Here is an 11747-nt window from a genome sequence, read left to right as displayed (position 1 = left end):
GGGAATGAGCGGCGCCGATCGGCCACTCCCCGCACTTCACGAGTTGCTCGGCCCGCCCACCTGGATTCCCGCCATGCGCGTCCATTCGTACCGCCCGGTCGTCACCTTGGCCGCGAACTCCCCGTCGAAGTCCTCGTGGACGGTGATGCCGGCCTTCTCGACGGCCTGCTGGGCGATCGCGTACGTGGGGGCCATGAGGTCGCCCCAGCCGCCGTCCTCGCCGACAAGTACGATCCGGGCCCCGCGCTCCCCGATGTACGCCACCTGTCCCTCGGCGCCGCCGTGCTGCTTGGCGAAGCCGTTGATCTGCTTGGCGAGCTTGGCCGCCCGGCGCTCCGCCTTGGCGGCCTGCTTGGCGTCGGCGGTCTCGTCAACCTGCTGCGTGTCTGCCATGGCCAGGATGCTACCGACGGGTAGATCAAACGGCGACGGCGGGGCAAGTGGCCTTGACCACTCACCCCCGGGCGCCAAGGGCGCCCCGAAAGGGGCGCGGGGCTGTGACGTTGTGCGGCTCCGCCGCGTGGGCGCGACCAGCCCCACCGGCCCGCAGCGGACTACGGACCCGCGCGGAACCTCAGCGCAAGAAGGGATCCACAGCCACAGCCACGAACAGCAGCGAGACGTAAGTGATCGACCAGTGGAACAGCCGCATCTCCTTGAGCTTCCCGCCCGCCGTCTCCGCCTTCGCCCGGTTCTGCAGCCCGTGCGCCTCCCACAGCCACCAGCCACCCGCCGCCAGCGCGACCGTCGTGTAGAACCAGCCGGTGTAACCGAGCGGGGTGAGCAGCAGCGAGACCGCGACCATCGCCCAGCTGTACGCCACGATCTGCCGGGCGACCGTCTTGTTGGAGGCGATGACCGGGAGCATCGGCACGCCCACGCGCGCGTAGTCGTCCCGCACCTTCATGGACAGCGGCCAGTAGTGCGGCGGGGTCCAGAAGAACATGACCAGGAAGAGGATGACCGGCGCCCAGGAGAGCGAGTCCGTGACGGCGGACCAGCCGATGAGGACCGGCATACAGCCCGCGATGCCGCCCCACACGATGTTCTGCGACGTACGCCGCTTGAGGATCATCGTGTAGACGACCACGTAGAAGAGGAGCGCGCCCAGTGCCAGCCAGGCCGACAGCCAGTTGACCGTGAGGCCGAAGAGGAGGGTGGAGGCGACGGCGAGGCCGATACCGAAGGCCAGGCACTCGCGCGGGCTGACCATTCCGGTGACCAGCGGGCGCTGCGAGGTGCGGTCCATGAGCGCGTCGATGTCACGGTCGATGTACATGTTGAGCGCGTTGGCGCCGCCTGCGGAGAGGTAGCCGCCGAAGCAGGTGAGGAGGACCAGTCCCAGGTCCGGCACCCCCTGCTCCGCGAGGAACATCACCGGAACCGTGGTGATGAGAAGCAGCTCGATGATCCGCGGCTTTGTGAGAGCAACGAACGCCATGACCCGGGCCCCGAACGGCCGTCGGTTCCGGTTCTGACTCTGGCTCGTCCCGGTCATCCCCGCTGGACGGGATTCAACGGCCGTCACGCACACCCCTGACAGAGACATTCCAACAAGCCCCCGGCTGTGAAGTCCCGGTAAAGGCTCGCGCTTACCACGCCACTCTAGACGTTGCCCAGACCCCGCCCTTCGCGGGGGTGGGGTCGTGTTGAGAGGTGCTTTGTGACGGGCGTGACGTGGCTCCATTGAGCACTCGGACGGCCCGCTTCGTATTGCAGTCCGGCAGCGGTCGGAAGGCGGATACCAAGCAGTCCCGGCAGTCTGGAATGACTCGAAATACTGCACGTTCTTCCGAGGGTAGGCTCGACAAAGGCCGAGGGTGTCAGCCCCCGGCAGCCGGTGGACACCGAGGACGCCGGCATTAGACATGTGGAGAGGAGCCCTGACCCAGGGTGAGCACCAAGCCGACCACCACAGACCTCGAGTGGACCGAGTTGGACCAGCGGGCCGTCGACACCGCCCGCGTCCTGGCCGCCGATGCCGTACAGAAGGTCGGTAACGGCCATCCCGGTACGGCGATGAGCCTGGCACCCGCCGCGTACACCCTCTTCCAGAAGGTGATGCGGCACGACCCGGCGGACGCCGACTGGGTCGGGCGCGACCGTTTCGTGCTGTCCGCCGGCCACTCGTCCCTGACCCTCTACACCCAGCTCTACCTGGCCGGTTTCGGCCTGGAGCTGGACGACCTGAAGGCGTTCCGGACGTGGGGTTCCAAGACCCCCGGTCACCCCGAGTACGGGCACACGACGGGCGTCGAGACGACGACCGGTCCGCTCGGTCAGGGTGTCGCCAACGCTGTGGGCATGGCCATGGCCGCCCGCTACGAGCGCGGTCTGTTCGACCCGGAGGCCCCCGAAGGGGAGTCCCCGTTCGACCACTTCATCTTCGCGATCGCCGGCGACGGCTGCCTGCAGGAGGGCATCTCCGCGGAGGCGTCCTCGCTGGCCGGCCACCAGAAGCTCGGCAACCTGGTCCTGCTGTGGGACGACAACCACATCTCGATCGAGGGCGACACCGAGACGGCCGTCTCCGAGGACGTGGCCAAGCGGTACGAGGCGTACGGCTGGCACGTACAGCGGATCGCCCCGAAGCCGGACGGCGACCTCGACCCGCACGCCATCTACAACGCCGTCCAGGCCGCCAAGAAGGTGACGGACAAGCCGTCGTTCATCGCGATGCGCTCGATCATCGCCTGGCCCGCCCCGAACGCGCAGAACACCGAGGCGGCGCACGGCTCGGCGCTCGGTGACGACGAGGTCGCGGCCACCAAGCGTGTCCTCGGCTTCGACCCGGAGCAGTCCTTCGAGGTCTCGGACGCCGTTCTCAACCACACCCGCGAGGCGCTGGATCGCGGCCGTCAGGCCAAGGCGGAGTGGGAGAAGTCGTTCCAGGAGTGGCGCAACAGCAACGCCGAGCGCGCCGCCGAGTTCGACCGTATCTCCGCGGGTGAACTGCCCAAGGGCTGGGAGGAGAAGCTCCCGGTCTTCGAGGCGGGCAAGGGTGTCGCCACGCGTGCCGCGTCCGGCAAGGTCCTGCAGGCGCTCGGTGCGGTCATCCCGGAGCTGTGGGGCGGCTCGGCCGACCTGGCCGGCTCGAACAACACGACCATCGACAAGACGTCCTCCTTCCTCCCGGCGGACAACCCGCTGCCGGAGGCGGACCCGTACGGCCGCACGATCCACTTCGGTATCCGCGAGCACTCGATGGCCGCCGAGATGAACGGCATCGCCCTGCACGGCAACACCCGTGTCTACGGCGGTACTTTCCTCGTCTTCTCCGACTACATGCGCAACGCGGTGCGGCTGTCCGCGCTGATGCACGTGCCGGTGACGTACGTGTGGACCCACGACTCCATCGGCCTCGGCGAGGACGGCCCCACCCACCAGCCGGTCGAGCACATCGCGTCGCTGCGTGCCATCCCGGGCCTGAACGTCGTCCGCCCGGCCGACGCCAACGAGACGGCCATCGCCTGGCGCGAGATCCTCAGGCGCTGGACGAAGGTCTTCGGCAAGGGTGCCCCGCACGGCCTCGCGCTGACCCGCCAGGGCGTGCCGACGTACGAGGCCAACGAGGATGCGGCGAAGGGCGGTTACGTCCTCTTCGAGGCCGAAGGCGGCGACGCTCAGGTCATCCTCATCGCCACCGGTTCCGAGGTCCACGTGGCCGTCGGTGCCCGTGAGCAGCTCCAGGCGGAGGGTGTGCCGACGCGGGTCGTGTCGATGCCGTCCGTGGAGTGGTTCGAGGAGCAGGACCAGGGGTACCGGGAGAGCGTTCTGCTCCCGTCCGTCAAGGCGCGCGTCGCGGTCGAGGCCGGTATCGGTCTCACGTGGCACAAGTACGTCGGGGACGCGGGCCGCATCGTTTCCCTGGAGCACTTCGGTGCGTCGGCCGACGGCAAGGTCCTCTTCCAGGAGTTCGGCTTCACTGCCGAGAATGTGGCTGCCAAGGCGCGGGAATCCCTCGCCGACGCTCAGCGCTGACGCTCACATACGACACGTAGGAGATGTAATTCCATGACAGACGCACTCAAGCGCCTCTCCGAGGAGGGCGTCGCGATCTGGCTGGACGACCTGTCGCGCCAGCGGATCACGTCCGGCAACCTCGCCGAGCTGATCGACCAGCAGCACGTCGTGGGCGTCACGACCAACCCGTCGATCTTCCAGAAGGCGATCAGCAGCGGTGACGGTTACGAGCAGCAGCTCACCGAGCTCGCCGCCCGCAAGGTCACCGTCGAAGAGGCCGTCCGCATGATCACGACGGCGGACGTCCGTGACGCCGCCGACATCCTGCGCCCGGTCTTCGACTCGACGCAGGGCCAGGACGGCCGGGTGTCGATCGAGGTCGACCCCCGTCTCGCCCACAACACCACCGCGACCATCGCCGAGGCCAAGCAGCTGGCCTGGCTGGTGGACCGTCCGAACACCCTGATCAAGATCCCGGCCACCGAGGCGGGTCTCCCGGCGATCACCGAGGTCATCGGCCTCGGGATCAGCGTCAATGTCACGCTGATCTTCTCGCTGGAGCGCTACCGCAAGGTCATGGACGCGTACCTGGCGGGCCTGGAGAAGGCCAAGGACCGCGGCCTGGACCTGTCGAAGATCCACTCGGTGGCGTCCTTCTTCGTGTCCCGCGTGGACACCGAGATCGACAAGCGGATCGACGCGCTGGGCACCGACGAAGCCAAGGCCGCCCGCGGCAAGGCCGGTCTCGCCAACGCGCGGCTGGCCTACCAGGCGTACGAGGAGGTCTTCGGCTCGGACCGCTGGGTCGCCCTCGACAAGGCGCAGGCCAACAAGCAGCGTCCGCTGTGGGCCTCGACCGGCGTCAAGGACAAGGCGTACAAGGACACCCTGTACGTCGACGACCTGGTCGCGCCGAACACGGTGAACACCATGCCGGAGGCGACCCTGTTCGCCACCGAGGACCACGGACAGATCACCGGCAACACCATCGCCGGTACGTACGAGCAGGCCCGCGCCGAACTCGACGCGGTCGAGAAGCTCGGGATCTCGTACGACGAAGTGGTCCAGCTTCTGGAGGACGAGGGCGTCGAGAAGTTCGAGACGTCCTGGACCGACCTGCTCAAGTCGACAGAGGCGGAACTGGCGCGCCTCGCCCCCTCGGAGGGCTGAAACCTTGTCAAGCAGCAACCCGCTGCGTGACCCCGCAGACCGACGGCTCCCGCGTATCGCGGGGCCGTCGGGCCTGGTCATCTTCGGGGTCACCGGCGACCTGTCACGCAAAAAGCTGATGCCTGCGGTGTACGACCTCGCCAACCGCGGGTTGCTGCCGCCAGGTTTCTCCCTCGTCGGGTTCGCCCGGCGCGAATGGGCGGACGAGGACTTCGCGGCGGAGGTCCACGACGCAGTCAAGGAGCACGCCCGTACGCCGTTCCGTGAGGAGGTCTGGCAGCAGCTCATCCAGGGGATGCGCTTCGTCCAGGGCACCTTCGACGACGACGAGTCCTTCGAGCGGCTGCGCTCGACGATCCAGGAGCTGGACAAGGCGCAGGGGACGGGCGGCAACTTCGCCTTCTACCTCTCCGTGCCGCCGTCCGCCTTCCCGGTGGTCATCAAGCAGCTGAAGAAGCACGGTCTGGCGGACCAGGACAACGGTTCCTGGCGGCGTGCGGTCATCGAGAAGCCCTTCGGGCACGACCTCAAGTCGGCCGAGGAGCTCAACGCGACCGTCGAGGAGGTCTTCGCCCCGGACCAGGTCTTCCGGATCGACCACTACCTCGGCAAGGAGACCGTCCAGAACATCCTGGCGCTCCGCTTCGCCAACCAGATGTTCGAGCCGATCTGGAACCGGTCCTTCGTGGACCATGTGCAGATCACGATGGCCGAGGACATCGGCATCGGCGGCCGGGCCGGCTACTACGACGGCATCGGCGCGGCCCGTGACGTCATCCAGAACCACCTTCTCCAGCTGATGGCCCTCACGGCCATGGAGGAGCCGGCCTCCTTCGACGCGGACGCGCTGGCCGCCGAGAAGACCAAGGTCCTCGGCGCGGTCAAGCTGCCGCACGACCTGGGCAAGGACACGGTCCGCGGGCAGTACGCGGCGGGCTGGCAGGGTGGCGAGAAGGCCATCGGCTACCTCCAGGAAGACGGCATCGACCCCAAGTCGAAGACCGACACCTACGCGGCGATCAAGGTCGAGGTCGACAACCGCCGCTGGGCGGGCGTCCCCTTCTACCTCCGCACCGGCAAGCGTCTGGGCCGCCGGGTGACGGAGATCGCGGTCGTGTTCCAGCGGGCGCCCCACTCCCCCTTCGACCACACGGCGACGGAGGAACTGGGCCAGAACGCGATCGTCATCCGCGTCCAGCCCGACGAGGGCATCACGGTCCGCTTCGGCTCCAAGGTGCCCGGCACCTCGATGGAGATCCGGGACGTGTCCATGGACTTCGCGTACGGCGAGTCGTTCACGGAGTCGAGCCCGGAGGCGTACGAGCGCCTGATCCTGGACGTCCTCCTCGGCGACTCGAACCTGTTCCCGCGCACCGAGGAGGTCGAGCTGTCCTGGCGGATCCTCGACCCGATCGAGCAGTACTGGGACAAGCACGGCAAGCCCGCGCAGTACCCCTCGGGCACGTGGGGCCCCGTCGAGGCGGACGAAATGCTCGAACGAGACGGACGGAGCTGGCGGCGCCCATGAAAATAGACCTCACGGACACCACGGCCAGCAAGGTCAACAAGGCGCTGGTGCAGGGCCGTCGGGCCATCGGCACACCGGCCGTCGGCATGGTCCTCACCCTCGTCATCGTCACGGACGAGGAGAACGCGTACGACGCCCTGAAGGCGGCGAACGACGCCTCGCTCGAGCACCCCTCGCGCACCCTGGTCGTCGTCAAGCGGGTCTCCCGCTCCCCTCGCGACCGTACGACGTCCCGTCTGGACGCCGAGGTCAAGGTGGGCGCGGACGCGGGCTCCGGCGAGACGGTCGTCCTGCGCATGTACGGCGAGGTCGTCGACCACGCCGACTCGGTGGTGCTGCCCCTGTTGCTGCCGGACGCCCCGGTGGTCGTCTGGTGGCCGGTGAACGCCCCGCAGGACCCGGCGAAGGACCCGCTGGGCGCCCTGGCCCAGCGCAGGGTGACGGACACGTACGCGGCCGAGCAGCCGGTACGGGAACTCGCGGCGCGCGCGGACGCGTACACGCCGGGCGACACCGACCTCTCGTGGACGCGTATCACCCCGTGGCGCTCGATGCTGGCCGCCGCCCTGGACCAGGTCACCTGCGAGGTGGACGCGGTCGAGGTGGAGGGCGAGGAGTTCAACCCGAGCTGCGAGCTGCTGGCGATGTGGCTGGCGGACCGTCTGGACGTCCCGGTGAAGCGCTCCCTGTCCTCGGGCCCCGGCCTGACGGCGGTCCGGATGAGGACGAGCACGGGCCCCATCACCCTCGACCGTGCCGACGGTTCCCTGGCGACTCTCTCCATCCAGGGTCAGCCCGACCGCGCGGTGGCGCTCAAGCGCCGTGAGACGGCCGAGCTGATGGCTGAGGAGCTGCGACGCCTGGACCCGGACGACACGTACGCGTCGGCGCTGCGGTACGGGGTGGAGCGGCTTGCCGGTTCGACGGCACCCGAAACACCGGCACCGGCACCGGCGTCGGCACTGGCACTGGAACCGGCCAGGAGGGAGACCCCGGCGGAGTCCTCGGACAGGGCGACTCCGGCTCTGATGCCGCCGGTGAAGAAGGCGGCCGCGAAGTGAGTACGGCACCGCAGCTCGTCGTCCACCGTGACAAGGAGCTGATGGCCGAGGCCGCGGCGGCCCGCCTGATCACGAAGATCGTGGACGCACAGGCCTCGCGGGGCTCGGCGTCGGTGGTCCTCACGGGCGGGCGCAACGGCAACGGCCTGTTGGCCGCGCTGGCCGCCGCGCCCGCCCGGGACGCCATCGACTGGACCCGCCTCGACCTGTGGTGGGGCGACGAACGCTTCCTGCCCGAGGGCGACCCGGACCGCAACGTCACCCAGGCGAAGGAGGCACTGCTGGACGCGGTGCCACTGGACCCGACCCGCGTCCACGCCATGCCCGCGTCGGACGGCCCGTACGGCTCCGACGTGGACGCGGCGGCGGAGGGGTACGCGGCGGAACTGGCCAAGGCGGCGGGCCCCGAGACGATGAGGTCAGCGGCTAGCGCCGCGGGCAGCCCGGTCCCCACCTTCGACGTCCTGATGCTGGGTGTGGGCCCGGACACACACGTGGCGTCGCTCTTCCCGGAGCTGCCCGCGGTCCGGGAAACCGGCCGCACGGTCGTAGGCGTCCACGGCGCCCCGAAACCCCCTCCGACCCGGGTCACCCTCACCCTCCCGGCGATCCGCGCGGCCCGCGAGGTATGGCTGCTGGCGGCGGGCGAGGACAAGGCCGGGGCGGCGGCCATAGCCCTGTCGGGCGCAGGCGAGATCCAGGCCCCGGCGGCGGGCGCATACGGCAGACAGCGCACCCTGTGGCTACTGGACGCACCGGCAGCATCCCAACTCCCGAGGACGCTGTACCCACCGGCGTCCCCCTGATCACTACTCAAACGCCGGACGGGCTGGATCTTTCAGCCCGTCCGGCGTTTGAGGACAAGGCCCGTTCAGGGCCGAAGCGGGGGTCTGGGGGCGGCAGCCCCCAGGTACGGGATGGGACGGGTAGGGGCGGCGGGGGCGAAAACAACCCCTACCTCCCCCGCAGCTCCCGATACCTACCAACGAGCGCCACCGTGGACGCATCCAACCCCGGCACCTCCACCCCCTCCGTCAACGCCGGCTCAACCCGCTTCGCCAGCACCTTCCCCAGCTCAACCCCCCACTGGTCGAACGAGTCGATGTTCCACACCGCCCCCTGTACGAACACCTTGTGCTCGTACAACGCGATCAACTGGCCCAGCACCGACGGAGTCAACTCCCGCGCCAGCACAGTCGTCGTCGGATGGTTGCCCCGGAACGTCTTGTGCGCCACCAACTCCTCGGGCACCCCCTCCGCCCGCACTTCCTCCGGCGTCTTGCCGAAGGCCAGTGCCTGGGTCTGCGCGAAGAAGTTGGCCATCAACAGGTCGTGCTGGCCCTTGAGTTCGTCGCTCAGCTCGGCGACCGGCTCGGCGAAGCCGATGAAGTCCGCCGGGATCAGCTTCGTCCCCTGGTGGATCAACTGGTAGTAGGCGTGCTGCCCATTCGTGCCGGGCGTGCCCCACACCACCGGCCCGGTCTCCCACTCCACCGGGTTGCCGTCGCGGTCGACCGACTTGCCGTTGGACTCCATGTCCAGCTGCTGCAAGTACGCGGTGAACTTGGACAGATAGTGCGAGTAGGGCAGCACAGCATGCGACTGCGCACCGAAGAAGTTCCCGTACCAGATGCCCAACAGGCCCAGCAGCAAAGGTGCGTTGGCCTCCGCCGGAGCCGTGCGGAAGTGGTCGTCGACCAGCGCGAAACCGTCCAGCATCTCCCGGAACCGCTCCGGCCCGATCGCGATCATCAGCGACAGCCCGATCGCCGAGTCGTACGAGTACCGTCCGCCGACCCAGTCCCAGAACTCGAACATGTTGTCCGTGTCGATGCCGAAGTCCGACACCTTCCCGGAGTTCGTCGACAGCGCCACGAAGTGCCTGGCGACCGCCTTGTCGTCGCCGCCCAGACCCGCAAGGAGCCAGGAACGGGCCGAGGTCGCGTTCGTGATCGTCTCGATCGTCGTGAACGTCTTCGACGCGACGATGAACAGCGTCTCCGCCGGATCCAGGTCCCGCACCGCCTCGTGCAGATCCGCACCGTCGACGTTCGACACGAACCGGAACGTCAACTCCCGTGCCGTGAACGCCCGCAGCGCCTCGTACGCCATCGCAGGACCGAGGTCCGAGCCGCCGATGCCGATGTTGACGACGTTCTTGATACGCCGACCGGTGTACCCGGTCCACTCACCGGACCGCACCCGGTCCGCGAAGCCGGCCATCCTGTCCAGGACCGCGTGCACCCCCGGCACGACGTTCTCCCCGTCGACCTCGATCACCGCGTCCCGCGGTGCCCGCAGCGCGGTGTGCAGCACCGCACGGTCCTCGGTCGTGTTGATCCGCTCGCCCCGGAGCATGGCGTCCCGCAGCCCGAACACGTCCGTCGCGGCGGCCAGCTCTCGCAGCAGCCGCAGCGTCTCGTCGGTGACGAGGTGCTTGGAGTAGTCGATGTGCAGGTCACCGACCTGGAGTGTGTAACCGGCGCCGCGCCCGGGGTCGGTCGCGAACAGGTCCCGCAGATGGGTGTCCGCCAGTTCCTCACGGTGCTTGGCCAGAGCCGTCCACTCGGGCGTCTGGTTGAGCCTGCTACGGCTGTCTGCGTTCATCTCGGACTTCCGCCTCTTTCCTGCCTGGGCCCCCGACCGGTCCCAACCTAATTGATCAGCTTGTCGGTCGAGCTGTCGTCGTACCGTCATCCGGTCCAACAACAGATACGTCCGACTTCAGCGCCGGTATCAGCGCGGTGACCGACAGGACGAAGAAAGCGGCGGCGAGCAGCGCAGGCGTGTTGAGTCCCCACGCCGTCGCGACGGCTCCGCCCAGTAGCGCGCCCAGCGGGGCTCCGGCGACCGCAAGCGTGCGGAAGGCCGAGCTGACCCGGCCCAGCATCGCTGCGGGGCTGCGGCTCTGCATCAGGGTCGTCGTGTTGACGTTCCACACCATTCCCATGAGCCCGAACACCGCCAAGGCGATGACCAGCGCGGTCAGGCTGCGCACCGAGCCCATGACGACCAGCGCGCCGATCTGCACCGTACCGGCGAGCACGACGGCCCGTATCCGTCCGAGTCGGTCCACGAGACGACCGTTCAGCACGCCGCCGGCGAGGCTGCCGACCGTGTACGCGGTCATCGCCGCCGCGTACCCCGCGTTGCCCGCGTCCAGCCAGCCGGTCACCAACAGCACCATCGTGGCGATGAGGGCGCCCATGCCCACGTTGCACAGTGCCGTGGCCGCGCACAGGCCACGCAGCGGCCCGTCGTGCCACAGGGTGCGCAGGCCGGCCGCGATCTCGCCCCGCAAGGTGCTGCCCGCCGGTCTCGGCGCCCGCACGGGCACATCGGGCCGCAGCGAGGCGACCAGGGCCGCCCCGACCAGGAAGGTGACGGCATCGGCCGCGAAGGGGACGGCTGCGCCCAGCACGATCAGTACAGGCACCAGCGGCCCGGCGAGCAGACCGCCCGCGATGCGCTGACCGGTCATCAGGCGGGCGTTCGCGCCGCCGAGCGCCTCCTTGTCCACCAGGGCCGGCAGCAGGGCTGTCGAGGCGTTGTCGAAGAGGGTCTGGAGCGTGGTCAGTGCGAAGGCCAGGGCGATGAGCAGGCCGATCGAGGCGTGCCCCAGGCCGACAGCCACGGCGAAGCAGGCGACCAGCAGCCCTCGTACCGCATCCACCGTCCACATGGCGCGCCGCTGGTCGACGCGGTCCGCGACGGCACCGCCGAGCAGTCCGAAGACGAGCCAGGGCAGATAGCCGCAGGCCGTGACGGAGGCGATGAGTAGGGGTTTGTCGGTGAGTGTCGTGGCGAGCAGGGGCAGCGCGGCCGTGCGCAGTGCGTCGCCGAAGCTGGAGAGTACGGCGGCGCTCCACAGCCGCCCGAATCCCCCGCGCCACGCGGGCACACGCGTTCCCGCCATCTCGACCGTCGTCACAACTCCCCCTCGCGGTTCACCGATTCACAAACCGTAGAGGGCACCACTGACAATCGGTCGGGGAGCCGCTGGGCGACGCCCCGTCAGACGGCTC

General features: G+C 69.0%; 9 protein-coding genes. 5 read left to right on the top strand and 4 right to left on the bottom strand.

Annotation, left to right across the window (positions count from 1 at the left end; genetic code table 11):
* Nucleotides 1–36: 36 nt before the first annotated feature.
* Both OG734_RS37455 and OG734_RS37450 read right to left on the bottom strand, forming a co-directional pair.
* Nucleotides 37–393, bottom strand: coding sequence for a hypothetical protein (locus OG734_RS37455; RefSeq protein WP_330291861.1), 357 nt, complete (start codon nt 391–393; stop codon nt 37–39).
* Nucleotides 394–574: 181 nt separating this feature from the next.
* A complete protein-coding gene (locus OG734_RS37450) occupies nt 575–1498 on the bottom strand; it encodes a heme o synthase (protein WP_330291860.1) in 924 nt (307 codons plus the stop codon).
* A 395-nt stretch (nt 1499–1893) separates the two neighbouring features.
* Here OG734_RS37450 and tkt point away from each other — a divergent pair, with 395 nt between their 5' ends.
* Genes tkt through pgl form a run of 5 tightly spaced genes read left to right on the top strand, consistent with a single transcriptional unit; the run spans nt 1894 to nt 8528 of the window.
* Complete coding sequence (gene tkt, locus OG734_RS37445; protein WP_330291859.1) at nt 1894–3981, top strand: transketolase; 2088 nt, start codon at nt 1894–1896, stop codon at nt 3979–3981.
* 33 nt (nt 3982–4014) lie between these two features.
* Nucleotides 4015–5133: a transaldolase gene (tal, locus tag OG734_RS37440; RefSeq protein ID WP_330291858.1), complete on the top strand. Its 1119-nt coding sequence runs from the start codon at nt 4015–4017 to the stop codon at nt 5131–5133.
* 4 nt (nt 5134–5137) lie between these two features.
* Nucleotides 5138–6661, top strand: a complete 1524-nt coding sequence (gene zwf, locus OG734_RS37435) for a glucose-6-phosphate dehydrogenase (RefSeq protein ID WP_330291857.1) — start codon at nt 5138–5140, stop codon at nt 6659–6661.
* Nucleotides 6658–7722, top strand: a complete 1065-nt coding sequence (gene opcA / locus OG734_RS37430) for a glucose-6-phosphate dehydrogenase assembly protein OpcA (protein WP_330291856.1) — start codon at nt 6658–6660, stop codon at nt 7720–7722. Before zwf ends, opcA begins: the two co-directional genes overlap by 4 nt.
* A gap of 41 nt (nt 7723–7763) precedes the next feature.
* On the top strand, nt 7764–8528 hold the full coding sequence (gene pgl / locus OG734_RS37425) for a 6-phosphogluconolactonase (protein WP_443065124.1): 765 nt from the start codon (nt 7764–7766) through the stop codon (nt 8526–8528).
* Between the two features lie 148 nt (nt 8529–8676).
* Here pgl and pgi read toward each other — a convergent pair whose 3' ends face one another.
* Nucleotides 8677–10329: a glucose-6-phosphate isomerase gene (gene pgi / locus OG734_RS37420; RefSeq protein WP_330291854.1), complete on the bottom strand. Its 1653-nt coding sequence runs from the start codon at nt 10327–10329 to the stop codon at nt 8677–8679.
* Between the two features lie 55 nt (nt 10330–10384).
* The gene (locus tag OG734_RS37415; RefSeq protein WP_330291853.1) at nt 10385–11653 is read right to left on the bottom strand and encodes an MFS transporter; all 1269 of its coding nucleotides are present in this window, start codon (nt 11651–11653) and stop codon (nt 10385–10387) included.
* Between the last annotated feature and the right edge of the window lie 94 nt (nt 11654–11747).

The sequence above is a fragment of the Streptomyces sp. NBC_00576 genome, from assembly GCF_036345175.1.
Taxonomy (GTDB): Bacteria; Actinomycetota; Actinomycetes; order Streptomycetales; family Streptomycetaceae; genus Streptomyces.
This window is presented reverse-complemented; position numbering and strand designations above follow the sequence as displayed.